At 61.5% G+C, this 26,184-nt stretch carries 23 protein-coding genes; 19 read left to right on the plus strand and 4 right to left on the minus strand.

The genetic code is table 11. From position 1 onward, the window contains the following. Window positions 1-113 precede the first annotated feature (113 nt). Window positions 114-572 carry a S1 domain-containing RNA-binding protein gene (locus ACFOTD_RS20785; RefSeq protein WP_090117826.1) on the plus strand — a complete coding sequence of 153 codons (459 nt, stop codon included), beginning with the start codon at window positions 114-116 and terminating at the stop codon, window positions 570-572. Window positions 573-720: 148 nt separating this feature from the next. Further along, window positions 721-948, plus strand: coding sequence for a hypothetical protein (locus ACFOTD_RS20790; RefSeq protein ID WP_378121849.1), 228 nt, complete (start codon window positions 721-723; stop codon window positions 946-948). Window positions 949-1,052: 104 nt separating this feature from the next. Here ACFOTD_RS20790 and ACFOTD_RS20795 read toward each other — a convergent pair whose 3' ends face one another. Next, entirely contained in the window at window positions 1,053-1,760 is a 708-nt protein-coding gene (locus ACFOTD_RS20795; RefSeq protein ID WP_378121850.1) for a peptidylprolyl isomerase, read from the minus strand. 377 nt (window positions 1,761-2,137) lie between these two features. On the opposite strand from ACFOTD_RS20795, the gene spoIIE reads away from it, so the two are divergent. Both spoIIE and ACFOTD_RS20805 read left to right on the plus strand, forming a co-directional pair. Beyond that, complete coding sequence (gene spoIIE / locus ACFOTD_RS20800) at window positions 2,138-4,744, plus strand: stage II sporulation protein E (RefSeq protein WP_378121851.1); 2,607 nt, start codon at window positions 2,138-2,140, stop codon at window positions 4,742-4,744. 40 nt (window positions 4,745-4,784) lie between these two features. Beyond that, on the plus strand, window positions 4,785-5,402 hold the full coding sequence (locus ACFOTD_RS20805; RefSeq protein ID WP_378121852.1) for a hypothetical protein: 618 nt from the start codon (window positions 4,785-4,787) through the stop codon (window positions 5,400-5,402). Between the two features lie 207 nt (window positions 5,403-5,609). Here the strand turns inward: ACFOTD_RS20805 and ACFOTD_RS20810 are convergent, their stop codons facing one another. Beyond that, the gene (locus ACFOTD_RS20810) at window positions 5,610-6,752 is read right to left on the minus strand and encodes a helix-turn-helix transcriptional regulator (RefSeq protein WP_378121853.1); all 1,143 of its coding nucleotides are present in this window, start codon (window positions 6,750-6,752) and stop codon (window positions 5,610-5,612) included. A gap of 118 nt (window positions 6,753-6,870) precedes the next feature. Between ACFOTD_RS20810 and ACFOTD_RS20815 the strand changes: the two genes are divergently transcribed. The 8 genes from ACFOTD_RS20815 to ftsH all read left to right on the plus strand — a co-directional run bounded on the left by ACFOTD_RS20815 (window position 6,871) and on the right by ftsH (window position 17,576). Continuing rightward, window positions 6,871-7,746 carry an SDR family oxidoreductase gene (locus ACFOTD_RS20815; RefSeq protein WP_378121854.1) on the plus strand — a complete coding sequence of 292 codons (876 nt, stop codon included), beginning with the start codon at window positions 6,871-6,873 and terminating at the stop codon, window positions 7,744-7,746. A gap of 274 nt (window positions 7,747-8,020) precedes the next feature. Next, window positions 8,021-10,720 carry an Ig-like domain-containing protein gene (locus ACFOTD_RS20820; RefSeq protein WP_378121855.1) on the plus strand — a complete coding sequence of 900 codons (2,700 nt, stop codon included), beginning with the start codon at window positions 8,021-8,023 and terminating at the stop codon, window positions 10,718-10,720. 12 nt (window positions 10,721-10,732) lie between these two features. Next, window positions 10,733-11,467 (plus strand): hypothetical protein, encoded by a 735-nt coding sequence (locus ACFOTD_RS20825; RefSeq protein WP_378121856.1) that lies wholly within the window; start codon window positions 10,733-10,735, stop codon window positions 11,465-11,467. 294 nt (window positions 11,468-11,761) lie between these two features. Beyond that, window positions 11,762-12,514, plus strand: a complete 753-nt coding sequence (locus ACFOTD_RS20830; protein ID WP_378121857.1) for a vWA domain-containing protein — start codon at window positions 11,762-11,764, stop codon at window positions 12,512-12,514. Next, the gene (locus ACFOTD_RS20835; RefSeq protein ID WP_378121858.1) at window positions 12,498-13,421 is read left to right on the plus strand and encodes a protein kinase domain-containing protein; all 924 of its coding nucleotides are present in this window, start codon (window positions 12,498-12,500) and stop codon (window positions 13,419-13,421) included. Before ACFOTD_RS20830 ends, ACFOTD_RS20835 begins: the two co-directional genes overlap by 17 nt. Window positions 13,422-13,444: 23 nt before the next feature. Beyond that, window positions 13,445-14,887, plus strand: coding sequence for a tRNA lysidine(34) synthetase TilS (gene tilS, locus ACFOTD_RS20840; RefSeq protein ID WP_378121859.1), 1,443 nt, complete (start codon window positions 13,445-13,447; stop codon window positions 14,885-14,887). A 23-nt stretch (window positions 14,888-14,910) separates the two neighbouring features. Next, window positions 14,911-15,453: a hypoxanthine phosphoribosyltransferase gene (hpt, locus tag ACFOTD_RS20845; RefSeq protein ID WP_378121860.1), complete on the plus strand. Its 543-nt coding sequence runs from the start codon at window positions 14,911-14,913 to the stop codon at window positions 15,451-15,453. A gap of 104 nt (window positions 15,454-15,557) precedes the next feature. Further along, window positions 15,558-17,576: an ATP-dependent zinc metalloprotease FtsH gene (gene ftsH, locus ACFOTD_RS20850; protein ID WP_378121861.1), complete on the plus strand. Its 2,019-nt coding sequence runs from the start codon at window positions 15,558-15,560 to the stop codon at window positions 17,574-17,576. A gap of 99 nt (window positions 17,577-17,675) precedes the next feature. On the opposite strand, the gene ACFOTD_RS20855 is transcribed toward ftsH, so the two are convergent. After that, window positions 17,676-17,954 carry a hypothetical protein gene (locus ACFOTD_RS20855; protein ID WP_378121862.1) on the minus strand — a complete coding sequence of 93 codons (279 nt, stop codon included), beginning with the start codon at window positions 17,952-17,954 and terminating at the stop codon, window positions 17,676-17,678. A gap of 190 nt (window positions 17,955-18,144) precedes the next feature. Beyond that, complete coding sequence (locus ACFOTD_RS20860) at window positions 18,145-18,471, minus strand: sigma factor (protein WP_378121863.1); 327 nt, start codon at window positions 18,469-18,471, stop codon at window positions 18,145-18,147. A gap of 399 nt (window positions 18,472-18,870) precedes the next feature. Between ACFOTD_RS20860 and nadA the strand changes: the two genes are divergently transcribed. From nadA to cysK, 7 genes are all read left to right on the plus strand, one after another. Further along, window positions 18,871-19,809: a quinolinate synthase NadA gene (gene nadA / locus ACFOTD_RS20865; protein WP_378121864.1), complete on the plus strand. Its 939-nt coding sequence runs from the start codon at window positions 18,871-18,873 to the stop codon at window positions 19,807-19,809. A gap of 43 nt (window positions 19,810-19,852) precedes the next feature. Beyond that, entirely contained in the window at window positions 19,853-21,466 is a 1,614-nt protein-coding gene (gene nadB, locus ACFOTD_RS20870) for an L-aspartate oxidase (RefSeq protein ID WP_378121865.1), read from the plus strand. Further along, entirely contained in the window at window positions 21,459-22,358 is a 900-nt protein-coding gene (nadC, locus tag ACFOTD_RS20875; protein WP_378121866.1) for a carboxylating nicotinate-nucleotide diphosphorylase, read from the plus strand. The genes nadB and nadC overlap by 8 nt, the downstream gene beginning before the upstream one ends. Continuing rightward, entirely contained in the window at window positions 22,355-23,119 is a 765-nt protein-coding gene (locus tag ACFOTD_RS20880) for a type III pantothenate kinase (protein WP_378121867.1), read from the plus strand. The genes nadC and ACFOTD_RS20880 overlap by 4 nt, the downstream gene beginning before the upstream one ends. A 62-nt stretch (window positions 23,120-23,181) precedes the next feature. Further along, window positions 23,182-24,060, plus strand: coding sequence for an Hsp33 family molecular chaperone HslO (gene hslO, locus ACFOTD_RS20885; protein ID WP_378121868.1), 879 nt, complete (start codon window positions 23,182-23,184; stop codon window positions 24,058-24,060). 24 nt (window positions 24,061-24,084) lie between these two features. Further along, window positions 24,085-25,053 (plus strand): peptidylprolyl isomerase, encoded by a 969-nt coding sequence (locus tag ACFOTD_RS20890; RefSeq protein ID WP_378121869.1) that lies wholly within the window; start codon window positions 24,085-24,087, stop codon window positions 25,051-25,053. A 136-nt stretch (window positions 25,054-25,189) separates the two neighbouring features. Then, on the plus strand, window positions 25,190-26,128 hold the full coding sequence (gene cysK, locus ACFOTD_RS20895) for a cysteine synthase A (RefSeq protein WP_090117803.1): 939 nt from the start codon (window positions 25,190-25,192) through the stop codon (window positions 26,126-26,128). Window positions 26,129-26,184 lie beyond the last annotated feature (56 nt).

The raw sequence follows: 26,184 nt of genomic DNA on the forward strand, positions 1-26,184 counted from the left end.
GGACGTCGGTTGACCTTACTTTTCTAGATCGGTTATAATCAGCACAGCCGGACTTATCGTTTGAAGCCGCTAGGATCTCGGCACACTTTCTTCAGGGAGGAAATTCGGTTTTTATGGCCATCGAAGTGGGCTCCAAATTAGAGGGTAAAGTTACCGGTATCACGCATTTCGGAGCGTTTGTGGACTTGTCCGGCGGCGTTACGGGCCTCGTGCACATCTCCGAGATTGCAGACAGCTACGTTAAGGACGTCAAGGACCACCTAAAGGTCGGCGATGCCGTCACCGTCAAAGTCATCAACGTGGACAAAGACGGGAAGATTGGGCTGTCCATCCGGCAAGCGGTCGACAAACCGCCCGAACAGCAACAGCAACAACAGCAGCAATACCCCCCGCGCGGACCTCGCGGCGGCGGAGGCGATCGCGGAGGCAGGAACTTCAGACCCGGAGGACCGGTCCGCGCCACTTTCGAGGACAAAGTATCCCGCTTCCTGAAGGATAGCGAAGAACGCATCTCCAACCTGAAGAAGAGCACAGAATCCAAGCGTGGCGGAAGAGGCGGCCGTCGTTCCTGATCGGAGCCCCTCTGAGAATTGGATCGTGTTGCGCGATATAGATATGCAGCCGGACTCGCGAGTCCGGCTTATTTGTTTCTTATAATCAGGTTGGACGTCATTGAACGACGAAGGACATCCTATTCGCAAGCGAATTGGAGGGATCCGGATGAAAAGAGATCGAACGCACGAGACGCAGGCCGAGGTTATTCGGGAGGACGCAGAGGAGAGCCTCGTCTTCAACGACGTGACCGACCATATGAATCGGATCGTCGGCGTTCCCTCGCGCCGGGCGGATCTTAGCGCCATGCCCGCGGCCGTGAGATGGTTTTTCTACTTCGTCATGACGTTCATCGCGATCGGCGCCGCCTTGGTTCTCGTTAGCATCGTCAAATAGCGTCAAAACAAACCCCGGAGCGTGGCTCGAGGGGCGGCAGCAAAAAGAAGACCTTCGGGAGCTTTCTCCCGAAGGTCTTCTTTTTGCGTTTGACCGGCGCGCCGTTATTCGGCCATCTTCTCCGGCTCCGGATAATCTACGCCCTTCGTATCGACGGTGACCTTCTTCATAACGGGCGGCTCGACGGGGCGGTCTTGCTCTCCGGTCGGCAGCGCGACGATCTTGTCCACCGTCTCCAGGCCGGTCACGACCTTGCCGAAGGAAGCGTACTGACCGTTCAGAGACGGATAATCCGCTGCCATAATGAAGAACTGCGAGCCGGCGCTGTCGTTGCTGTCGCCTCTCCGTGCCATGGAGAGAACGCCGCGCGTATGCAGCAGCTGGTTGTCTACGTTGTTTGCCGAGAATTCGCCTTTAATCGTATAGCCGGGTCCGCCCCCGCCTGTACCCTCCGGGTCGCCGCCCTGAATCATGAAGCCGGGGATGACGCGATGGAAGATCGTGCCGTCGTAAAAGCCTTTTTTGACCAGAGAGATGAAGTTATTGACGGTATTCGGCGCGACCTTGGGATACAGCTCGATGACGATCTTGTCTCCGCTGTCCATTTCGATCGTGACGACCGGGTCGTTGTCCGAGGAAGGATCGAATGAAGGCGCCGCCGATTCGGATGCCGAAGCCGTCTCCGTCGCGGCCGGGGAAGATGCGCCCCCCGATTCGTTCTGATTATTGCGAGCGCCGCAGCCCGCGACGAGCAGCAGCACGGCAGCGAGCAGCAGCAGTACGCCGACGACTCGCGTTCTTTTTTTAATCATTATTCATAATCCCCCTTGTCCTGTTTTCACCCCCGTATCATAGCATATCGCCCGAAAGTAATTCCATGTCGGCGCAGGTCGTCCGCGATTCGCGTTCGTACGTCAAACGGTCCTCGAATGCCGTCAGCATAGCGGCTCCTATATGCCGTCGGATAGCGGCGGTTTTAAACGTTTTGCAGAAGGCGCTAAGCGGAAAACAACAGGATAAACCGCATCGCGACGCCATAAACCTGAACCGCGCCAAGCGCCCTTCTCGGACGTGGGATCTGTCGGAAAAAACTTTTCGTTCGCCAACGCGGTCTGACAAACTTCCTGAATGCGCCCTTCTATAATTAAAAACATTCACGCGATCGAACATAGGAAAGCAGGTGCCAGACATGGACAAGCCATCCGTCATTCCGTTCGTTCCCCGGTCCGGGCAAGACGCGGGCGCGGCAGCATCGAACAAGCGTAAAGCAAGCGGGAAGAGCAGAGGAAAGCAGTGGTTCGGCAGGAAGGACGGGCCGGCAATGACGGGAGGAGGCGCATTGGCCGCGGTCGGCCACTCGGGCGCCGCGAAGGAGCGAAGGATATGGGGCACGTCGCTGGAAAGGAAAAAGGGCTTATGGCTGCTGGCGGTCGCGCTTCTCGGATTCCTGCTCGGCCGCGCCTCTATGCTGGAAGGGATTGCGCCTTTTGCGGCGGCTTACTACGGCGTCACGCTTTATATGCGCAGGGAGCATGCCTGGTGGGCGGCGATTGGGCTGATCGCGGGGAGCTTCTGGGCGCAGGCCCCGGAGCCGGCTGCCATCGCTGCGCAGATCGGCGTCATCTATCTATTGTATCGCGGCTTGGAAGCGTATGAACGCGCAGACCTGTCCCATGCGCCGATCGTCGTCCTCGCTTCCTGTCTGCTGGTCGGATTGTTCGGCACCGTCATGCAGGACGACGGAGGCTGGCTGCCGTATCTGCTGACGGGCGTCGAGGCCGGATTGTCCCTCGTGCTCACGCTGCTCTTCGTGCATGCGATGCCGCTGCTGGCCAAAACCTCGAAGGCTGCCAGACTGCGGCACGAAGAGTGGATCGGCCTCATGATCCTGCTCGCCTCGGTCATGACGGGGCTAACGGGCTGGACGATCTACGGCGTCGCCTTGTGCGCCGTGTTCACGCGGTATATCGTCCTGCTGTTCGCGCTGTCGGCGGGACCGGCGCTCGGGACGTCCGCCGGCGTCGTCGCGGGCATCATCCTCAGCCTGTCCGACCTCGCATCCGTGCCGCAGATCAGCCTGCTCGCCTTCGGCGGCTTGCTGGCGGGCCTTCTCCGGGAAGGAGGCAAGGCGGCCGCCGTGTTCGGCCTCCTGCTCGGCACGACGGTGCTCGCGCTGTACACGGGCAGCTCGGCAGAGACAATGGCGTCGATCTGGGCTTCGCTCGCCGCTTCCGTCCTGATCGCCTTCACGCCGAAGTCTTGGACGGACTCTATAGCACAATATGTGCCCGGCACCTCCAATTATGCACGCAATCAGCAAGAATACGCGCAAAAAGTTCGCGATCTCACGGCTGCGCGGGTCGAGCGCTTCTCCGAGGTGTTCCGCCAGCTGTCCCGCAGCTTTACGCAGATGACGCAGGCGGGAGAGACGGCCAGGCAGAACCAGGACTTCGAACATTTCATCAACGCCGTCCACGAGCACAACTGCGCGACCTGCCACAAGCGCGGCGCATGCTGGGACGAGCAGTTTTTCCAGACTTACAAGCTGATGACCGATCTGATGTCCGCCGTAGAGGAAAGGCCGAGTCTCTCTCCGGCCGACATTCCGAAGCCGCTGCACAAGCAGTGCGTCAAAGTTCCGCAAGTCCTCGACGTGCTCAAGCGCCAATATGAGCTGTACCGCCACGACCTGCATTGGCGGACGCAGCTGCAGGACAGCCGAATGCTCGTCGCCGAGCAGTTGTCGGGCGTCTCCCAGGTCATGGACGACCTGGTGAGGGAAATCAGGCGAGAGGCGAGGGAGCAGAGCCATCAGGAGGAGCAGATCCGCGAGGAGCTGGACAAGCTCGGCCTCGCGATCCAGCACATCGATATCGTAAGCCTCGAGGAAGGGCAGATCGAGATCGAGATCGTGCATGCGTTCAAGCCCGGCTTCGACGAGGGGCGCAAGGTGATCGCCCCGCTCCTGTCGGACATCCTCGGAGAGACCGTGTCCGTCCGTAACGAGCGAACCTCCGATCGACCGGACAGGTTCACGACAGTGTCCTTCGCCTCGGCGAAGGCCTACGAGGTGGAGACCGCCATGGCTGGCGCGGCCAAGGACGGCGACGTGCTCTCGGGCGACAGCTTCAGCGCGATCGAGCTCGGCAGCGGCAAGTATGCCGTCGCGCTGAGCGACGGCATGGGCAACGGCGCGCGGGCCCGCATGGAGAGCAGCGCGGCGCTGTCGATGCTCGAGCAGCTGCTTCAGTCGGGGATCGACGAGCGGCTCGCGATCAAATCCGTCAACTCGGTGCTCATGCTGCGCTCGCCCGATGAGTCGTTCGCGACCGTGGACCTGGCGCTCATCGATCTGTACAGCGCCGGCGCGACGATGCTGAAGATCGGCTCCACGCCGAGCTTCATCAAGCGCGGCCGGGAGGTCATCCCCATCGCCGCGGGCAATCTGCCGATCGGGATCCTGCAGGACATCGAGATCGACGTGCTGCGGGTCCAGCTGCAGCCGGGCGACACGCTGGTCATGATGACGGACGGCATTCTCGATTCGCCGGGGCACGCCGTGCATGCGATGAACAAGGAGCTATGGATGAAGCGGGTGCTCCAGGAGATCGAGACGGAGGATCCGCAGGAGATCGCGGACGAGCTGCTCGACATCGCGCTCAGGCAGCATCCGGGCGGCGGCGTCAAGGACGATATGACGGTCGTCGTCACCCGCATCAGCAAGCATCAGCCCGAATGGGCGTCCTTCCGCTGGACGGGCGCATCCAGGTTCGAACGGCCAAGGACGGTGAGCTAAAGCGATGTTATTTTCAAAAATAAGAGAGGGAGCGATTCGAATGGTGCTGCGGATTCAGAGCAAGCTTGGCGGGGGTAATAAGGTGAGGCTCGGAGACGGGACGATGCTCGGCAGAGATACCCGCACGCTGACCGACGAACGGATCGAGGCGATCGCGGAGCAAGTCTATCTGGCCGTAAAGCGGCTGGAGGCAGCGGCGGTGCGGCCATCGCCGGGTCTGTCTCCATCGATCGCCGGGCAAGCGCTGCCGATGCAGCCCAAGCGCAGCCTGGCGGATCGCCAGCATCGGGCCGGTCTCCATCTTGTACGGGCGATTCAGGCAGCGAACGGACAGGAAGCGAACGAGCAGGCAGCGAATGTGCAGGTCGCGGATCGAGGCGCGGAAGCGCAGGACGCCGCGGGTAGCGATCAGGCGCGAATCGGACCTCGGAAAGCGCAGCGAGATCTCTCCTATCCGATGGACGCTCATCGCATGAAGGCGCTCCGCCAGCGCAGAATGCCGAATACGCGCCAGCTCGCGCGGTTGAAGGCGGCAGCCGTGCAGGGGCGACTGCTTTCGGACCGCCGCCGCAGGGACGTGGATCGGCAAGAGACGGAAGTGAGCACGACGGGGCCGCCAGAGGCAGGAACAATTGAGTCGGCAGGCAATCTGACGTGACGATGCAGCAATTATCCGCGGGCAGTACGACCATTCATCGCCCGCCTGCGCATTTACCTTGCTCCCCGCCAGGGGTTCCTATAAATATACGAATCAGCGCATGCCATGCCGGCGTTAGCGCACGGAGGTGAGTCAAGTTTTCTGGCTCTACGATAACAAGCAATCGGTGATGATGAACAGCAGCGGCCTTGCGCCGCGTCAGATGACTTATATATGGCCCTGGTCCTGGGGAGCCGAGTCCGGCCCTTCGTATAGCGCCAGGAGAGCTTTTGCTTCGGAGAAGACCGAGCGGGCGAGCGCCCGGGGCGACAGCACCCGGATCGAAGCGCCGTACCCGAGGAGAATGCCGAGGGCGGATTCGAGCGTGTGAAAATCGGCATCGGCCGTTTTCCACCCGTCCGCAGCGTCGGCGCAAGTTTGGATACGGACATAGATTTCCCGCGAGAATCGGGTCCAGGCCTCCTCGCGGACAAGTAAGCGCACCGGATAGACAGGCAGCTCGCGGCGAAACTGCGCCATCGACCGCTCCCACCATAGCGCCAGATCGAACCCGTCCGGCACCTCGAACCGCTCCTCCAGCAGCTCGACTGCAGCGAGCCTGGAGACGCGGTAAGTACGGGGCTCGGGCAGTGTAGATGCTGCGCGATCGTCTGGGTGGCGGTACATAATGTCGTTCGCTGCGTTTCCTCCCGTCGAATCAGCCCCGGCACCTTCGGTTGCCGCGGCATCGCTGCTTTCAGCATTCCTCCCCGCAGCCGGTTTCCCCTCCGGCTCACGACGATCTTTGACCGCCGCGAAGTACCAGGTATGCCGCTTGGCGACGAGTCCCCACGGCATTACCACGCTCACGGCGCCGTCCGTCTGCTCGCCGGACGGATAACGGATGCGCATTTTGCGCTTCTCCCATACCGCTTGCTGCACAAGTCCCAGATAAGGCGCGGGTTCTCTGGCGTCATGCCAACCCGCGCCGTCCACGTGCAGATGCTTGCGTACATACGCCGCTTCGTCGCGCGCCGGCCCGGCCAGTGCCGCAGCCAGTTTCGCGATCGCGTTTTCCGTCGGCGCCGACAGGTTCAAGTCGCTGACCGCGCTCGACGATTGGAGCACCGTCAACCCCGCGATCTCGTCCGTCGTCAGGCCCGTTAACCGCGTCCGGTAGCCTTCCGGCAGCATCCAGCCGCCGCGCGGCCCGCGTTCCGCATAGACGGGAAATCCCGCTTGGGCGAGCGCCTCCATATCCCGATGAACAGTGCGCTCGGATATCTCGAGCTTCGCAGCCAGCTCGCGCGCGCTCACGAGACGCTGCGTTTGAAGGCATTGCAGAATATAAAGCAGCCGATCGGCTCTCATCGTCATCTTCTCCTTCGCGAGAGGGTTCTTTGTCATTTTAACAGTTATATATGACAAAGGATGTCTTGAATACCCCGCTACAATGTGAGCGAACGTGAGTAAAGGGAGGCTGATCCGGATGAACGACAAAAGGCTGGAAGGACAGATCGCGGTCGTGGCGGGGGCGACGCGGGGATTGGGGAGAGCCATCGCCGTGACGCTTGGCGCCGAGGGGGCGACGGTCTACTGCACGGGGCGCAGCGTGCGCGGCAGCTTGTCCGACATCGGGCGGAAGGAGACCGTCGACGAGACGGCGGAAATGGTGAGCGGCGCGGGCGGCCGCGGCATCGCGGTACGGACCGATCATACGGAGGAGGCGCAAGTCCGCGCGCTCTTCGAGCGGATCGCGGACGAGCAGGGCGGCAGGCTCGATATCGCGGTCAACGACATCTGGGGCGGGGAGTCGCTTACGCAGTGGGGCGTCCCTTTCTGGGAGCACGATCTGGAGAAAGGATTGGCCATGCAAAAAAGAGCGGTCTGGTCGCATCTGATCACCGCGCGGTACGCCGCTCCGCTGCTGGTCGCAGGGAAGCGAGGCGTCATGATGGAGATTACCGACGGCTGGGATTACCGGTACCGCGGCAGTCTTTATTACAGCCTGACCAAGATTTCCGCCATCCATCTGGCGCAGGGGATGGCCGTCGACCTCAAGCCGCACGGCGTCACGGCGCTGGCGGTCACGCCCGGCTTCCTCCGCTCGGAGGAAATGCTCGATCACTTCGGCGTCACCGAAGCCAACTGGCGCGACGGCGCGGCGCAGGAGCCGCATTTCCTGCAATCGGAGACGCCTTACTACGCGGCGAAAGGCATCGCCGCGTTGGTTGCGGACCCGCAGCTGCACGCCAAGACCGGCGGCGTCTTTACGTCTTGGGGCTTGTCCGACGAGTACGGCATCGTAGATGTGGACGGCCGCCGCCCGCATTGGGGCAAGTACGCGGCAGAGCAGGGCTTTTAAGTTAGGAGACGAGACCCTTGCGATTCGGCAAGTCGAGCGATCGGCGGCCGGAACGCGAGGGTTCTTCGTTTCCCCGACAATCCCGGCTTCCCTTCGACAGGCCTCGAGGGGACTTCCGGGACGCGGACGAGACTCTTGTCTCATGACGGTCTCATGACGGTCACATGACTGGCGACACTAGCTTGTTACCGCGCTTATTGGCAAAATTAGGATGGATAACGGACGGTGAACCCGCCGTTTTACCTTAAAGAGCGAAACGGAGATGAATAATGAAATGGCAAACGAAAATCCCTCGAAAGCCGGCCAGGAACCGATGATCAAGCTTCAACCCAACGGAGTCGCGCCGGTGCTAAGCTACAATGTTCCGGAACCGACGGCTTACAGCGGCCGCAACTTCATCGACCTGCAGCTGCACGACGGCTACTTCCTGCCGACGGCGGCACACGGCTTGCAGAGGGAAGGACTGCTCGCGGCAGCGCCGGCCTCGGCTGCGGCAACCGAGCTTCCTTCCGCGGAGCTGCTCCTGGCGAAGCAGAATTCGGGGGAACGGATGACGACCCGCTTCGCCAATCTCACGCCGGAGGAGGTGGAGCGTCAGGAGGCGGAGGGGCGCAAGTTTAACGTCACCAAGACAATGACGGGTGCGCTCTCTTATGTATTCACGCAGGCGACTCCGGTGACCGACGCGGTGTTGGAGGCAGCGCCGTCCGCCCGGGCGAGCCTGCTGAGAGCTGCCGAAGGCGGCGGTACGGGAGAAACGGACGGTTACGTCCCTTCGATGCTGCCGCGCGAGCCGCAAGAGCCCGGGGATCCCGGTCCCGGATCGGATCCGGATCCGGTCGAGCTCTCGGTCAGCATCGCGTCTCCGGCCGCGAACGGGACGGTCACCGGGCCTTATACGGGCGCGACGCTGGAGATTCGCGGCACGGCCTCGGTCCTAAGCGGCGCAGGGAGCATCGCCTACGTGCAGGTGCAGGTCGGCAGCGGCGCGTTTCAGGCGGCCGCGCTGTCTGGCAGCCAGTGGTCCTACACGACCACGGTTACGACGTCGGGACCGGTCTCGATCACGGCCAAGGCGAAGCATTCGGCCTCGCTGCTCACGACGTCGAGCAAGATCAACGTCACGGTCCAGCTGGCCGCCGAGCCGGACACGGTCGTGCCGACCGTGAAGATCGTCACGCCTTCCGCCGGCGCGCTGCTTAGCAGCAAGGGCGGCGCCGCGGTGAACGTCACGGTGGAAGGGATCGCGGGGGACAACCGCGGCGTTGCCCGCGTCGAGCTGTCCGTCGACGGCACCGCCGCGCAGCTGGCCGAGAGCGCGAACGGCTATGCCAACTGGAAGAAGACGGTCACGCTCACCGGCGGCAGCCATACGATCGTCGCCAAAGCCGTCGATGCGGCGGGCAATACCGGCACGCACAGCATCACGCTGCTGGTCGACGCCTCGCCGCCTACCGTGAGCATCGCCACGCCGGCCAACAACGCCCAGGTATCGGGCCCGTATTCGCAAGGAGCCGTTATTCAGGTGACGGGTACGGCGGCTGACGCCGGCGGTATCGCGTATGTTGAGCTGGCGCTCGATTTGAGCCCGGTCGGCGTGCGCGCCGCGGAGAAGTCGCCCGGCGACTGGTCGACCTGGAAAGGCACGCTCACCCTGAACGAAGGCGGCAAGCATACGATCACCGCGCGCGCTTACGACAATGCGGGCAATCTCGTCGAGACGACGATCGCCGTGAACGTCACGATCACGCCGGAGGTCAACTCGCGGCTCAAGCGCATCATCCTCGTCGAGTCGTACCGGCTGTCGTCCTACTTGGCGAACTACGGCGCCGGCCGGACGATCAAGACATTCTCCCTGCTGCCGGGCGAGAAGAGCAAGATCAGCATCCGCTCCTATGCGCAGAGCGAGTCGACCATGAAGAGCGCTGCGACGATTCTCGACTCCGTGACGGACGACATCTCCGAAGAGTTCGAGCAGTCGATCGCCAAGGAGCAGGCGGATCAGAAGAATTACGAGGAAAGCAACGAGTACAAGGTAGCGGCCGAAGCGGGAGCGAGCTGGGGCTGGGGCAGCGCCAAGGTGAGCGCCAGCATGAGCGGCGGTTCCAACGCGGCGAGAGAGCAGTTCGCCAAGAACGTTTCCAACAACACGCAAAAGCACGTGGCCAAGGCCTCGGCCAGACGCGACGTGCAGATCAACACGACCTACGAGGATAAGAGCACGACAGGCGAGGAGTCGACGATCGTTCGCGAGATCGAGAATATCAACGTCAGCCGCACGCTTAACTTCGTTTTCCGCCAGATGAACCAGGAGTTTATCACGCTGCTCCATCTCGTGGACGTGCGCATCGGCTATTTCACGATCGACACGGTCAACGGCAAAGAGGAGAAGGTGTACCGCGAAGTCACGCTGCCGCAGCTTGACGCGCTGCTCGAAGAGATGATCGTGCCCGACAAACGCACGGAGGTGCGCAACGCCATCATATATCAGCTTGCCAATATTTTCGACTATCAGGATAAGCATCACCGGTTCGTGGAGGAACAGCCGTTCAAGGACGAGGACGGCAACGTCATTCCGTCTTCGAATTACTTGCGCGTCAAAAAGGACTATACGTCGGTCTATCACGACGATTCGACGGGAACCTCGATCTCGGTGCCGGGCATCATCCTGGCGGCGGGCCGCCATGTGCTGCGGACGGACGGCATCGTCGTCGAAGCGCTGCTCGGCCAGGGCGAGGCGCTGGACAGCTATTCCCGCAACCTGCAGACGGAGTCGGTCCGCGAGAAGGAGCTGCGCAATTCCCTGCTCGAAGCCGAAGTCGAGATGAAGCGGCTCGCGGTCCAGATCCTTACCGACAAGGACCAGGCCGCTGCGCAGATCTATGCGCTGCTCAATCCGGCCCCGGTCGCTCAGGAGGACCAGGAAGACGCCGGCACGGGCAGCTCCTCCCTCGTGTCCGCCGGCTCCAGATAAGGCGGGTCCGCGATGGGAGACGCACTTAAGATCAAGCGCAACGAGGAAAAGGTGCTGGAGGAAAAGTCGCTCCTGCGCTCCGCGAAGGCCGTTTATGACCAATATAAGCTGTTCGCGGCGCGAGAGGGCGGCAACTTTCTGCTCAAGCAGCTGGTGAACCTGATTGCCGAGAGTCCGAACGCCAATCATTTTTTCGACTATCACAAAGTGCACGCGCAATATCTCGCTCAAATTCTATACGCGGTCGGCAAAATGGAGCCGATCGAGCAAGAGATCGAGAACGCGCGCCTGAACGTCGATGCCTATCTGAGGGAGACCGGACAGCTGCTCGATGCGGTCGCTCAGTTCCCGGCCGATCCGTTCGAGGGCATCCGCAACCCCGTAGCCATTCTGGAGATCGCGCGCGATCCCAAGGCTGCCGCGGCCTATGACGACATCCTGGACACCTATCAAAAAGCGGCGCAGCTCGCGCTCTCCGGTCTTTCCAACGCCGCGGCGCAGGGCCGGGCGATGGAGCAGGAGACGCGGCAGCAGGCGCAGGCGATCCTCGACAAGCTGAATGCGATGCCCGCGTCCATCCCCGCCGACCAAGTATTCATCGGCGCCGCCAAAAAGCGGGTTCAGTTCATCCAGCTCGATCTGATGACCAAGGTGCAGGACCTGCGCGCGCGTGCGGAGACCGCCGCGAAGCGGATCGAGCCGCTGCTCGCGGACGTGCGCCAGATCGACCGGATCGGAAGACGATAATTAGCTAGGCAGGCAGCAACGCTTATTGAGAGAGATCCTTGCGAGGGTCTCTCTTTTTGTTCGACGCTGCCGGGCATTCCAACCGTATGTGGATCGCTATCTCATTAAAGCGAGAGTGTGTGTGCGAGGCAAATAGCGGCACGTAGGTTCCTTAAGGTTGGGCGAAGACCCATCCAGCGCAGCAATAGCGGCATATTCCATGCTAGTGAGGGAGCATGTACCGCACCCGGATTAAATCTCGCGTTATCTGGCGACACTGTAGCTAGAATGATAGCGATAGAAGGAGTGAGGCGCATGAGACAAATCCTGCTGATTACGGACGGCTGCTCGAATGTCGGGGACAGCCCGGCCATCGCGGCGTCGATCGCGCAGGCGGAGGGCATCTCCGTCAATGTCGTCGGCATCGTGGACGACGGAGGCATCGGCGAGCAGGGGGCGCTCGAGATCGCGGAGATTGCGCGCGCGGGAGGCGGCATGAGCCGGATCGTGTCGCCGGCGCTGCTGTCCCGCACAGTGCAGATGATGACGCGGCAGACGGTGCAAGGCACGATTCGCGGCGAGGTCAACCGGGAGCTGCGGCAGATTTTCGGCGTCGAGTCCGCGGCGGAGCTGCCCCCGGACAAGCGGGCGGAGATCGTGCGCGTCATGGAGGATCTGGGCGAAACGGCGGAGCTGCGCGTCGCGCTCCTGATCGACGCCAGCGCGAGCATGAAGCCGAAAATGAGGGCTGTCGAGGAGGCCGTGCGGGATCTGGCGCTGAGCCTGCAGGCCAGACGCGGCGAGAGCGCGGTCGCGGTGTTCCATTTTCCCGGAGAGCGCTCGCATGAGGCTTGCCTGCTCGACTTGGACTGGACGGACCGCGCAGACCGCATCGGCCAGATTTTCGGGCGCATCAGCATGAAAGGGACGACGCCGACGGGTCCCGCGCTTTTGCGCGTTGTGGAGTTTTTCCGGGAAACTTGTGGTAAACTGGAAACAGAACCGCAGCACACCGCGCCGGCGAGGCGCGACGATACGGACGGGATGCGGAGTGACTACGTCGTCTGACGCGCGCGTGCCGGCCGGAACGGTACTGCGCGGCAAGTGGAACGGACGTTCATACCGGCTGGAGCGCATGCTCGGGGTCGGAGCGAACGGGCAAGTTTATATGGCAGTCAGCGGATTGCGGACCTACGCGCTGAAGATCGGCATGCAGCTCGAAGACCTTCAAGCAGAAGCGAACGTGCTCGCCTCGCTGGATCAGCGGGAGCGGAAGCGTCCGCCTTTTCTGCTGGATGTGGACGATGCGGAGTGGCAGGGCAGAGTCCTGCCGTTTTATGTCATGCAGTACGTACCGGGCGTGCCCGTGAAGACCTACCTGGCCGAGCATGGCGGCGCCTGGTACGGCGTCGTCGGTTATCGTCTGCTGAACCGGCTAGCGGAGCTGCACACGGCTGGGTGGGCGTTCGGAGACGTGAAAAGCGACAATATCCTCGTCACCGATTACGGGCGGGTGTCGCTCGTCGATTACGGCGGCATGACGGCGATGGGACGTTCGGTACGCCAGTTCACGGAAGTGTACGACCGGGGCTATTGGTCGGCGGGCAGCCGGACGGCGGATCCGTCCTACGACGTTTTTTCCGTGGCCGTGCTGTGGATACACGCGCTCGACGGCAAGCGCCTGCTGCATATGACCAAGATGCTTCTGCCGCAGAATCGCCATCCGCGCGAGCTGATGGCGCTGGTCCGCAGCCATGCCGAGCTCAGGAAGATGGAGAGCTGGATGGAACTGGCGCTGTACGGCAAGTTCAAGGATGCCCGCGAGGCGTCCGATCATTGGCGTAATCGCATGCGCGCAGCAGCGGAAGAGGCCGTCCGCATGAGCCGCGGCAAGGTGCCGGGATGGATGGCGGGCTTGTTTGCAGCCTCGTTGCTGCTTTGCGTATCCGCCGCCGCATTCTGGCTGCTTCAATAGAACGGGAATTGGGGGAAGTACGAGTGGAGGCGCAAGACGAGTTGGCCGTACGGATCGCGCGGTTGCTGACAGATACGTTCGGCATCGGTCCCGGCGCCCGCGTCCTAGCGGGCGTCTCCGGCGGGCCGGACTCGATGGCGTTGCTTCATTTGCTGCAAGCTTCGGCAGAACGGGACGGTTGGTTCGTCATCGCGGCGCATGTCAATCATGGGTTCCGCGGCAAGGAGTCCGATGCCGAAGCCGCGCTCGTACGCGAGACCGCAGCCGCATGGGGGATCCCGTTCGAGCTGGCAGAGATCGATATGCCCGCTTATATCGAAGCGACGGGCATGAATTCTCAGGCAGCCTCCCGGGAACGGCGGTACGCGTTCCTGCGCGACGCCGCGCGCCGGCATGGCGCCAAGACGATCGCGGTCGCCCATCACGCGGACGACCAGGCCGAGACGGTGCTCATGCGGATGCTGCGGGGGAGCGGCGTGACCGGGCTGGCGGGAATTCCCATTCGGCGTTCCGAGCAAGAGTTGGAACTCATACGCCCCCTGCTGCGTATAACCAAAAGCGAGCTGCTCTCGTACAACGAGCGGCACGGCGTGCCGTTCGCGACGGACAGCAGCAACGGCAAGACGCAATATGTCCGGAACGCAATCAGGCTCGAAGCGCTTCCCTATCTCGAACGATACAATCCGGACCTGCGCGCCGGGTTGGCTCGCCTGTCCGAGCTTGCATCGGCGGACGACGAATATATGGAAGCCGAAGCCCGACGCGCGCTGGCCGCGGGGGCCAGACGATCGGACGGGGGATGGCGGCTCGACATAGGCCAAGTTCGGGGGCTTCACCTTGCTTTACAACGCAGAATGATTAAACTAATATTAAATGGTCTTGCAGGACCGCATGCCCAGGCTCGATTCGAGCAGGTGGAAGAGATCGTGGCGATACTGACGGCCGAGCGGCCGGACGTCGCCCGCTTCGACATCGGGGGCGGACTTGTGCTGCTTCGGGAGTATGGCTATGCGTACATAGGACCCGTGCCGGACGAGCAAGCCGGTTATGCCTATACCGTCGCGGAGCTCCCCGCGCGTTCCGAGCGGCTCGAGATGGCGGTGCCGGAGTGCGGCCTTGTATTCCGGATAAGCCGGGAGGCCGGGATCTGCGACCCTTCGCCGGGCTCCCGCTGGGAGGCCTTTTTTGACGAGGCGGAGCTTGCGATGCCGCTTGCGGTGCGCAGCCGGAGGCCGGGAGACCGGATGGAGCCATTGGGACTAAACGGCTCCAAGAAGGTGCAAGATATACTCGTCGACGCCAAGGTTCCCCGCAGCCTGCGTCACCTGAAGCCGCTGCTCGTCGACGGCGCCGGCCGTATCCTGTGGATGCCTGGCCTTAGGCGCTCGCGACATGCCGTACCGAACTCGGGAGCAGGAGCTGCCATCCGCGTGACATGTTCGGAGTCAAGCCATCATACCGTTTAATATCGGCCCGGGAGGTCCCATCGTTGCAGAATGACATTCAAGAAGTACTTTACTCGGAAGAGCAGATCCAATCGAAGGTACGGGAACTGGGAGCCGCCGTCAGCCGCGATTACGAGGGGCGCAACCCACTGGTAATCTGCGTGTTGAAGGGCGCCTTTATTTTTATGGCCGATCTGTCCAAGAACATTACGATTCCGATCGAGCTGGACTTCATGGCCGTATCGAGCTACGGCAACTCGACCCGCTCCAGCGGCGAAGTCCGCATCGTCAAGGATCTGGACAATTCGGTCGAAGGACGCGATATCTTGATCGTCGAGGACATTATCGACAGCGGCCTCACGCTCAGCTATCTGATAGACGTGCTTGAGCGGCGCAATGCCAAGTCCGTCCGGGTCGTCGCGCTTTTCGACAAGCCGGGCCGCCGCACCGTCGACCTGAACGCCGATTATACCGGATTCAGCATTCCCGATGCTTTTGTCGTCGGTTACGGTCTCGACTATGCCGAGCACTACCGTAATCTCCCATATGTAGGTATTCTAAAAGAAGAAATTTACTCGAACCGCTGAGTACTGCAGCCTTCCGATGGTTTTTCCGCGCAGCCGCGCGTTTTATTGAGATACCGAGACAGGCTATGGTAAAATGATGAAAGCGTGTCGGGAGGAGGTCAGGGATGAATCGGTTTATCCGGAATACGGGATTTTATTTGCTTATATTTTTGGTGACCGTCGGCATCGTTCAATTCTTTATCGGCAAGAATACGACGACCGAGCCGCTCACCTACAACCAGCTCATGACTGCGATCCAGTCGAAGACCATTCAGGACCTCGAGATGCAGGTCAACCGCGGTACCTATCTGCTGACCGGCCATTTCAAGAAAGACATGGCGCCTGAAGGCCACAAGAGCGAAGCATTCTCGACTCGGATTCAGACCGAGCGCGACGCCGAGACGATCAACGCCGCGGCGGTGGAGCAAGGCTTCGAACTTAAGAACAAGGCGATGCAGGGCGAGAGCTTCTGGCTGACGTTCCTCACCTCCATCATACCGTTCGTCATTATGTTCATCCTGTTCTTCTTCCTGATTAATCAGGCGCAGGGCGGCGGCGGCAAGGTGATGAATTTCGGCAAGAGCAAGGCCCGTCTCTATAATGAAGAGAAAAAGCGCGTGACGTTCGAGGACGTAGCTGGTGCGGACGAAGAGAAGCAGGAGCTCGTCGAGGTCGTCGAATTCCTGAAGGATCCCCGCAAGTTCGCGGCGCTGGGCGCTCGCATTCCGAAGGGCGTCCTGCTCGTAGGCCCTCCGGGTACCGGTAAGACGTTGCTGGCTCGCGCCGTAGCGGGCGAAGCCGGCGTGCCGTTCTTCAGCATCTCGGGTTCGGACTTCGTCGAAATGTTCGTCGGCGTCGGCGCATCCCGCGTCCGCGACCTGTTCGAAAATGCGAAGAAGAACGCGCCTTGTATCATCTTCATCGACGAGATCGACGCCGTCGGCCGTCAGCGTGGCGCAGGTCTCGGCGGCGGACACGACGAGCGCGAGCAGACCCTTAACCAGTTGCTCGTGGAAATGGACGGTTTCGGCGCGAACGAAGGCATCATCATCGTCGCAGCGACCAACCGTCCCGACATTCTCGACCCCGCGCTGCTGCGCCCGGGCCGCTTCGACCGTCAGATTACGGTCGACCGTCCGGACGTCAAGGGCCGCGAGGCGGTGCTCAAGGTTCACGCGCGCAACAAGCCGCTGAACAAGGACGTAAGGCTGGGCACGATCGCCAAGCGGACGACCGGCTTCACCGGCGCCGATCTGGAGAACCTGCTTAACGAAGCGGCCCTCCTCGCAGCGCGCAAGAACAAGAAGGACATCGCGATGCAAGAGGTCGACGAAGCGATCGACCGCGTTATCGTTGGTACGGAGAAGAAGAGCCGTGTCATCAGCGAGCGCGAGAAGCGTATCGTCGCTTATCACGAGTCCGGCCACACGATCGTCGGCTTCTTCCTGGAGCACGCCGACATGGTGCACAAGGTGACGATCATTCCGCGCGGGCGCGCGGGCGGCTATGTCATCATGCTGCCGAAGGAAGACCGCATGCTGGTCACGAAGCAAGAGCTGCTGGATAAGGTCACAGGCCTGCTTGCAGGCCGCGTCGCCGAGGAATTGTTCATCGGCGAGATCGGCACCGGCGCTTACAGCGACTTCAAGCAAGCGACGGGCATCGTGCGCAGCATGATCATGGAATACGGCATGAGCGACAAGCTTGGGCCGATGCAGTTCGGCGCGACCCAAGGCCAAGTATTCCTTGGCCGCGATATCGGTCACGAGCAGAACTACTCGGATGCGATCGCGTACGAGATCGACCAAGAGATGCAGACGATCATCCAGTCTTGTTACGATCGCGCCAAGAAGCTGCTCACCGAGAAGAGCGCCGAGGTTCATCTGCTCGCCAATACGCTGCTCTCGCAAGAGACGCTCGAGTTGGAGCAGATCAAAGCGCTCATCGAGAAGGGCGACATCAACGCCGCGAACGATGGCGACGGCGGCGATTCCGGCAGCGAGCCGACCGGCGTTGAGCCGACCATCGACACGCTTGGCGGCAACGTCCGCGTCCGCATCACCCCGCGCGACGAAGAGACGAATGCCAATCAGACCCCTCCGAATCCGGATCAACGGAATGACGAGGACAATGAGCCGAAGTAACTGTTATACAATTAAACCCGCGAATCAGCTGCTACTGCAGCTGGATCGCGGGTTTTTGCTTGTGCGTCGGGCTGGCGGCTGTGTTGATCCTAAATGCCTCTAGTCAGTCTTGATCAGCGAGATAAAACGCACCCTGCCGTCTTCGAACAGCAGCTGGAAGCGAAGGCCATCGCCAACTCGATAACTCCAGGCTGTTTCCGTACGTGCGTTAGGAAGACCAAGCTTGGCGATGACTTCGTCTTGCGTCAGACCGACTTTAACTTCATCGGGCGTAGCATAAGCTTGATCGTCCTTTGTAAACACAATCGAAGCGGATAGCTTTATTACACTCGGATAAGCGTACTGGTAACCGGACAGTGTTAAAGACTGCGGTGACATGGATTGTATGAACCCCTTTGTTCCAGAAACTCCGTCATAGAAAAGCGTCCCGGAGGACAGTACAAGGAACTTTTGCGCCCAACCGAGATAGTCGAGACCGTCGATGTTAAAACGGCTTCGCTCGTATATCCGGTCCGTGATCCGATCCGCTTGCACAATCGCTCGCTCAGTACTTGCTTGTCCGCTAAGCCTATCGTACGCTGCCCATTCGCCGCCTGGATTGATGTACCTTTGCATGAGCATCCATACCTGATCGTCTGCCAACAACAGCGTATCCGGGGTCCCGTACGTTTCGCGTAATCGACAGCAGCCAGGTGCGAACGGAGGAAGCGCCGCGGAACGTATCGATCTTCCGGTAGGCGGCGAAGAATACATCCTGGGATACATCGTCTGCCAGATCTCTGCGCTTGGTCAGCACGAAGGCCAGGTTCCAAACCTCTGAACCGTATAGCCGCATCAGCTCGCGAAGCCCGCCGGCGTCCATATTCTCAGCATAGGACCAGTGGGTTTCTTCCAAGTTCGCAACACCTCCATCGATTAGACACCGCTACGGGCCAATAGGTTCCGTTCCAGACAAAAAAAGGAACCAGGTTGCGGAAATGGACAAATGAATGCGCTTGCAAACCGACGAATGCTTATAACGCAGGATTTTTACGGCCGACAGCGTAGAAGGCGCGGAGGAACGCGTGTTCCCGCTTGTTTCCCGCGCCCGGGAAAGCCGATAATTACGCGGAAAACTTCTTGCGGAAATCTGTGAACATTCATTGACAGTGCCCCCTGGCAAGTGTAAATTTATTGTTGACTCACTGACGTTGGTTGCGAAATTTGGCAACCCGTTTTTGTTAAGCGGCCTAATTTGTGCTTATTTTCACAATTAATCATACCCAGGCGTAAACGCCGCAGGAGGAGACTCACCATGGAAGCTTTAGCCCTTGAACGCAAAGCGGAGCAGAACCGCGAGCTGCGCGAGCGCCTGGCGCAGTTGAAAAAGGAACGCAATGCCATCATTCTGGCTCATTATTACCAGCGCGACGAGATTCAAGAGGTGGCCGACTTCCGCGGAGACTCGTTCCTGCTCGCCCAGAAGGCCGCGCAGACCGACGCGGACGTCATCGTGTTTTGCGGCGTGCACTTCATGGGCGAAAGCGCGAAGATTCTCGCGCCGCACAAGACCGTGCTCGTCCCCGACGAGCGCGCGGGCTGTCCGATGGCGGATATGGTCAATCCGATCGGCCTGCGGGAGCTGAAGGCTAAGCACCCCAACGCCACGGTCGTGACCTACATCAACTCGTCCGCGGACGTGAAGGCCGAGACTGACATCTGCTGCACGTCGGCGAACGCGGTCAATGTCGTCAATTCGGTCGAAGGCGACGAGGTCATCTGGTGCCCGGACAAAAACTTGGGCCACTACGTGCAGCAGCACACGGACAAGAAGATGATCATCTGGGAAGGCTACTGCAACACGCATGACATGCTGACGGTCAAAGACGTATACGAGATGCGGGCGAAGTATCCGAACGCACAGTTCGTCGTACACCCGGAATGCCGTCCCGAAGTCGTCGAGCTGGCCGACTTCGTCGGCAGCACGACAGGCATTCTGAAGTATTGCCGCGAGTCGAGCCACAAGGAGTTCATCGTCGGCACCGAGGACGGTACGGGATACCAGCTGCGGGTGGACAGCCCGGACAAGACGTTCCATTTTGCGAGCAAGTTCCTCGTCTGTCCGAATATGAAGGTCAACAACCTGAAGAAAGTCGTCAAGGCGCTCGAAACGATGCAGCCGCAGATCCACGTGCCGCAAGACGTCGCCGACAAGGCGCGCCTGTCGCTCGAGCGCATGCTGCTCGTCAAGTAACCGAGAGAGACCAATAACTTCAGGCGGGGAGTCGCAGAGGGCCATGATACCACGTTATATCGTCGATTTCGATCCGGCGGAGCTTGAGACCGTACAGACGGACATGATCATTATCGGAGCCGGGATCGCGGGCCTTTTCACGGCGCTTCAGGCGGCCAAGGACCGTCGCGTCCTCATGATCACGAAAAAGTCGCTGTTCGACAGCAACACGCGTTATGCGCAGGGCGGCATCGCGGCCGTCATCTCTGAAGACGATTCGCCGGAATTCCACCGCCAGGATACGTTGATCGCAGGCGCGGGCCTATGCGACCCCGGGGCCGTGGACGTGCTGGTGCACGAAGGCCCGGATTGCGTTCAGGAGCTGATCGAGTACGGCACGCACTTCGACGAGGAAGACGGACACCTCGCCCTGACCAAGGAAGGGGCGCATAGCCAGCGCCGCATCCTGCACGCCAACGGCGATGCGACAGGCTACGAGATCGTTCGCGCGCTCGCGGATAAGGTGCAGAGCGTGCCCGATATCGAGGTCTGGGACGACCACTTCGTGCTCGATCTGTTGACCGAGGAAGGCGAGTGCGTCGGCGCGCTCGTGCTGAAGCCTGACGGCTCGCGCGTAATCGTGCGGGGAGCGGCGACCATCCTCTGTTCGGGAGGTACCGGGCAGCTGTATCGCTATACGACGAATCCCGAGGTGGCGACGGGTGACGGGATCGCGATGGCTTATCGCGCCGGCGCGGTCATCCGCGACATGGAGTTCAACCAATTTCACCCGACATCGTTGTGCTACCCGGGCGCGCCGCGTTTCCTGATCTCGGAGGCAGTGCGCGGCGAAGGCGCCGTCTTGCGCAATATCCGCGGCGAGCGCTTCATGGACAAGTATCATCCGCAGCTCGAGCTGGCGCCTCGCGACATCGTGGCGCGGGCGATCGTGAGCGAGATGGAGCTGACCAAGTCGACTTACGTTTATATCGATATTACCCACGAGACGCCGGACCTGATCAAGCACCGGTTCCCGAATATTTACGAGTTTTGCCTGAATTACGGCCTGGACATGACGACGGACTGGATTCCGGTGGCGCCGGCTGCCCATTATATGATGGGAGGCGTCCGCACGGATATGAACGGCGAATCGAGCATTCCCCGTCTGTTCGCCTGCGGCGAGGTATCGTCGACGGGCGTGCATGGCGCGAACCGGCTGGCGAGCAACTCGCTGTCCGAAGCGATCGTGTTCGGCCGCCGCATCGTCGAGCGGATCCGCTCGCTGCCGCCGCTTGCGATCGAGGCGCGTACCGGTTACGCATCCGAACGGATCGGCGCGCCTGCAGGCAAGATGGCGGAACGTCGCCTTAAGCTGCAGAAGCTGATGGTGCGCTTCGCCGGTCTCAGGCGGGAGGCCCACGGCCTGACCAAGGGGCTCGAAGAGCTGCGCCGCCAGTCGCCGCTGTACCAGACGGAGATGACGACGCGCGAGGAATTCGAGTACGCGAACCTGCTCACCTGCGCGACGTTGATGATGGAGGCGGCACTCATGCGGGAAGAGAGCCGCGGAGCGCATTACCGGGAGGACTTCCCGGACAAGGACGATCTTTTCTGGCGCAAGCACACGCTGATGCACAGAGAACGGGGCATCGGAGAGGAGTTCATAGGCGATGTTTGAATCGGAAAAGGACTGGGAGATCGCGGGACCCGCGGTCGACGCCGTCAAGGCGCAGCTTAGGGCCTGGCTGGCCGAGGATATCGGCAGCGGGGACGTGAGCACGATGTCGACGGTGCCGGCCGGACACCGTTCGAAGGGCATTATTCACGCCAAGGAAGCGGGCGTGCTGGCGGGCATGCCGCTCATGCGGCTCGTCTTCGGCGTGATCGATCCTTCGCTTGCGATCGAGTCGCGCGCGCATGACGGCGATCCCGTCGAGCGCGGCACCGTGCTCGCGGTCGTCGAGGGCGCTACGCACAGCATCCTGACCGGCGAGCGCCTCGCGCTGAACCTGCTGCAGCGGCTGTCCGGCATCGCGACCAAGACCCGCGTCTACGTGGACGCAGCCGAAGGCTATCCTGCGCGCATCGCAGATACGCGCAAGACGACGCCGGGCCACCGCACGCTGGAGAAGTACGCCGTGCGCATCGGCGGCGCGAGCAATCACCGCTTCGGCTTGTACGATGCGGTCATGATCAAGGATAATCATATTAAGGCGGCCGGCGGCATCTCCGCCGCCGTCGCGTCCGCGAAGTCGCGCATTCCGCACACGATGATGATCGAGGTGGAAGCCGAATCCCTTGCGCAGGCCATCGAGGCGGCGCGCGCGGGCGCGAACGTCGTCATGTTCGACAATATGTCGCCCGAGCAGATGGCCGCGGCTGCAGTCGAGCTGCGCGCCATCGCGCCTCACATCGTACTGGAAGCATCCGGCGGCATTCGTCCGGAGCGGGTGCGCGAGGTGGCGGCGTCCGGCGTTGACGTGATCAGCGTAGGCGCGCTCACGCACTCGTTCAACGCGCTGGACATCAGCCTGGACCTGAACGAGGTCAAGAAGGGGGAAGTCTCTTGATTCTGGTCGTCGACGTCGGGAACACCAACATCGTGCTCGGCCTGTACGAGGGCTCGGAGCTTCTCTATCATTGGCGGCTCAGCACGAACCGCTCGGCGACGGTCGATGAGTACGGGATCATGTTGACCAACCTGTTCAGCATTGCGGGCATCCAGGCCGCCGAGATCGACGGCGTCATCGTCTCGTGTGTCGTGCCGCCGCTTATGCCTACGCTCGAGCGGCTGTTCTCCAAGTACGTCGGCCGCGACGCGCTTGTCGTCGGGCCGGGCATCAAGACCGGCCTCAACATCCGGTACGAAAATCCGAAGGAAGTCGGCGCCGACCGGATCGTCAACGCGGTCGCCGGCATCGAGCACTATGGCGCGCCGCTGGTTGTCGTAGACTTCGGCACGGCGACGACCTTCGATTATATCGACCCGGCGGGCGCTTATCTCGGCGGGGTTATCGTGCCGGGCATCGGCATCTCGGCCGAAGCGCTGTACCAGCGCGCCGCCAGGCTGCCGCGCGTCGAGCTGGCCAAGCCGCGGGCGGTCGTCGGCCGCAATACGGTCGCCGCCATCCAATCCGGCGCGATCTACGGCTACGCCGGCCAGGTGGACGGCATCGTGAAACGAATTTGCGCCGAGCAGCGCTGCACGCCGCGCGTCATCGCGACGGGCGGCCTGGCGGAGCTGATCGCAGGCGAGTCGGAGACGATCGAGGCGGTCGATTCGATGCTGACGCTGGAAGGATTAAGAATCATTTACGAACGCAACCTATAGAAATCTCAGCCGGGCCGGACAAGCCGGCCGGCTACAACAACAAGAGCAAGGGAGCGGATGAAGTGACGGACGAACTGATCAGAGGCACCGCATGGGGCGGCGCCGTACGCGTCTTCGGCGCGAAGACGACCGAGCTCGTGCGCGAGCTTCAACGCAGGCACGATACGTTTCCGACGGCTTCGGCCGCGCTCGGCCGGACCGCTACGGCGGCGGCCATGATGGGCTTCATGCTTAAGGGAGACGAGAAGCTCACCGTACAAGTGAAGGGCGACGGACCGATCGGCCAGATCGTGGCCGACGCCAACGCCGCCGGCGAAGTCAAAGGCTACGTCGACTATCCGCATACGCACCTGCCCAGCAACAGCCTGGGCAAGCTGGACGTATCGGGCGCGGTAGGCAAGACCGGTTTTCTTAATGTGACCAAGGATCTTGGCCTTAAGGAGCCATACCGCGGCAGCGTGCCGCTCATCTCCGGCGAGCTGGCCGAAGACTTTACTTATTACTTCGCGGCATCGGAGCAGACGCCTTCCGCCGTAGGGCTCGGCGTCCTCGTCGATACCGACAACGCTGTGCTGCACGCAGGCGGCTTCGTCATCCAGGTGCTCCCTAATATTACCGACGAGCAGCTGTCGCGCCTCGAGCAGGCCGTCTCGGCGATGCCGCACGTTACCGCGCTGCTCGATCAAGGCGAGACGGCCGAAGGAATCTTGAAGTTCCTCGTTGGCGACGATCTGACGATTCACGATACGATTGAGCCCAAGTTCGTCTGCGGCTGTTCGCGCGAGCGCGTTGAGCGCACGCTCGTCAGCATGGGCGAGGCCGATTTGCGCAAGCTGATCGAAGAGGACGGCCAGGCGCAGGTCGAATGTCATTTTTGCAATGAATCTTATTCGTTCGACGGCGAGCAGCTCCGGGAGATTCTGGAACGCGCGACTTCTTAATATAGCAGAGGGAGGGATACGGCCATGTGGCGGACGAAACGGCTGGGGAAGCCGATCGTTCTGCTTGCCCTCACGTGGGCGCTGGCTGCCGAGGCGGGTTGTACGGCCAAGCCGGCGCTTACGGCGGAGCCATCCGGTACCGAGCCGATCCCATCCGGTTCAATGTCGGGGGCTCCGGGAGGAGCGGGCGATACCGTGGCAATCGTAGGAGATACGCGCATCACTCGCAAGCAGCTGCTCGACGCGCTGCTTAATTCATACGGCGAGCAGACGTTGCGGCTGATGATGCTCCGCTTGGCCGTCCAGAAGGAAGCGCAGTCCGCGGGCATCTCGATCTCGGAGGCGTCGCAGGACCGGGAGCTTCGCAAGGCGAGCGAGGGTTACGGGAGCCTGGAAGCCTTCTATGACGCCCGGCAGCAGCAGCTTGGCATGACACGCGAGGATGTGCGCGAGGATATCCTTTATAAATTGCAGCTTGAAGCGCTCGCGATACGCGGCGTTGAGGTGACGGACGCGGACGTGGATCAGTACATGAGCGACCACCCGGAGGAATTCGCACCGAAGGAAGAGCTGAAGCTCTCCCATATCGTCGTGGAGCGGCAGAAGGACGCCGCGCAACTGGTGGACTTGCTCGGGCAAGGCGAGGACTTTGCGGAGCTGGCTGCCTCGAACTCGAAGGATGCGGACACGGCGGCGGACGGCGGCAGCCTCGGTTGGGTCGAGTCCGACGATCCGTTTGTCGCGCCCGAGCTGTTGGCGGCGGCAGCGAAGCTGGAGATCGGGGAAGCGGCAGGGCCGATCCGGACGGACGCGGGCTACGAGATCGTGCTCGTCGAAGGCCGGAGAGGCGCGGGGGAACAGGATGCGCAGCCGGATCGGGAGGCGGCGAAGCGCGAATACGCGCTGTCGGTATCGCCGCCGTTGTCCGAAGTCGAGCAGTCGCTGCTGGACAAGTTCGGCGCCAAATTGCTGGACGGGGCGCTCCAGTATTAGTTACAGGGGATTATCCTTCTATTGACAATCCTGTGCAACGTTGATAAGATGAGAAAAGATAAAAGCCTACTGAAATTGTCGGAAATAGATGAATGGACGACGCCGTCCGCCATTATTCGAGGAGGAATCATTCGCCATGGCAAAAATCGTGCAGAATATCACGGACCTGATCGGGGATACGCCGCTTGTCCGTCTGAACCGCATCGTACCTGAAGGCAGCGCGGAGGTTTACGTCAAGGTCGAATATCAGAATCCGGGCGCTAGCGTCAAGGATCGGATCGCCATCAGCATCGTAGAAGAAGCCGAAAAAGAAGGCAAGCTCAAGCCGGGCGGCACGATCGTGGAAGCGACCAGCGGCAACACCGGTATCGGCCTCGCGCTCGTCGCTGCAGCGAAGGGCTACCGCGCGGTTATCGTCATGCCTGAGACGATGAGCCTTGAGCGTCGCAACCTGCTTCGCGCTTATGGCGCCGAGCTGGTACTGACCCCCGGTTCCGAAGGCATGAACGGCGCCGTCAAGAAAGCGGAAGAGCTTCTCAAGGAAAACCCGGACTACTTCCTCGCCGATCAGTTCAAGAACAAGGCGAACCTGAAGATCCACCTCGAGACGACGGGACCCGAGATCGTCGAAGCGATCAACTCGCTGGACGGCAAGCTGGACGCGTTCGTGGCGGGCATCGGCACGGGCGGCACGATCTCCGGCGCCGGCAAGGTGCTGAAGGACAACTTCCCGGGCGTCAAGATCGTCGCCGTCGAGCCTGCGGCGTCTCCGCTGCTGTCGAGCGGCAAGGCGGGCCCGCACAAGATCCAAGGCATCGGCGCGAACTTCGTGCCTGAGATCCTGGACCGCGAGATTTACGACCAGATCATCGCCGTCGAGAACGAAGATGCGTTCGAGTGGGCGCGCACCGCTGCCAAGAAGGAAGGCATCCTTTGCGGTATTTCCTCCGGCGCGGCCATCTTCGCAGCACTGCAAGTAGCCAAGGAGCTTGGCGCCGGCAAGCGCGTCGTCGCGGTCGTCCCGTCCAACGGAGAACGTTACCTGAGCACGCCGCTGTTCAACTTCGACAACTAATGTTGTCGGCCGACGATCCGGCCGTCCCTTTTGGGGCGGCCGGATATTTGCGTTTT

This window comes from Cohnella sp. GCM10012308, from assembly GCF_042649185.1.
Taxonomy (GTDB): domain Bacteria; phylum Bacillota; class Bacilli; order Paenibacillales; family Paenibacillaceae; genus Cohnella.

Coding starts and splice junctions, on each gene's coding strand:
- ACFOTD_RS20785 (WP_090117826.1), top strand. CDS start 114: ATGGCCATCGAAGTGGGCTCCAAATTAGAGGGTAAAGTTACCGGTATC.
- ACFOTD_RS20790 (WP_378121849.1), top strand. CDS start 721: ATGAAAAGAGATCGAACGCACGAGACGCAGGCCGAGGTTATTCGGGAG.
- ACFOTD_RS20795 (WP_378121850.1), bottom strand. CDS start 1,760: ATGATTAAAAAAAGAACGCGAGTCGTCGGCGTACTGCTGCTGCTCGCT.
- spoIIE (WP_378121851.1), top strand. CDS start 2,138: ATGGACAAGCCATCCGTCATTCCGTTCGTTCCCCGGTCCGGGCAAGAC.
- ACFOTD_RS20805 (WP_378121852.1), top strand. CDS start 4,785: ATGGTGCTGCGGATTCAGAGCAAGCTTGGCGGGGGTAATAAGGTGAGG.
- ACFOTD_RS20810 (WP_378121853.1), bottom strand. CDS start 6,752: ATGAGAGCCGATCGGCTGCTTTATATTCTGCAATGCCTTCAAACGCAG.
- ACFOTD_RS20815 (WP_378121854.1), top strand. CDS start 6,871: ATGAACGACAAAAGGCTGGAAGGACAGATCGCGGTCGTGGCGGGGGCG.
- ACFOTD_RS20820 (WP_378121855.1), top strand. CDS start 8,021: ATGGCAAACGAAAATCCCTCGAAAGCCGGCCAGGAACCGATGATCAAG.
- ACFOTD_RS20825 (WP_378121856.1), top strand. CDS start 10,733: ATGGGAGACGCACTTAAGATCAAGCGCAACGAGGAAAAGGTGCTGGAG.
- ACFOTD_RS20830 (WP_378121857.1), top strand. CDS start 11,762: ATGAGACAAATCCTGCTGATTACGGACGGCTGCTCGAATGTCGGGGAC.
- ftsH (WP_378121861.1), top strand. CDS start 15,558: ATGAATCGGTTTATCCGGAATACGGGATTTTATTTGCTTATATTTTTG.
- ACFOTD_RS20855 (WP_378121862.1), bottom strand. CDS start 17,954: ATGTCACCGCAGTCTTTAACACTGTCCGGTTACCAGTACGCTTATCCG.
- nadA (WP_378121864.1), top strand. CDS start 18,871: ATGGAAGCTTTAGCCCTTGAACGCAAAGCGGAGCAGAACCGCGAGCTG.
- nadB (WP_378121865.1), top strand. CDS start 19,853: ATGATACCACGTTATATCGTCGATTTCGATCCGGCGGAGCTTGAGACC.
- nadC (WP_378121866.1), top strand. CDS start 21,459: ATGTTTGAATCGGAAAAGGACTGGGAGATCGCGGGACCCGCGGTCGAC.
- ACFOTD_RS20890 (WP_378121869.1), top strand. CDS start 24,085: ATGTGGCGGACGAAACGGCTGGGGAAGCCGATCGTTCTGCTTGCCCTC.
- cysK (WP_090117803.1), top strand. CDS start 25,190: ATGGCAAAAATCGTGCAGAATATCACGGACCTGATCGGGGATACGCCG.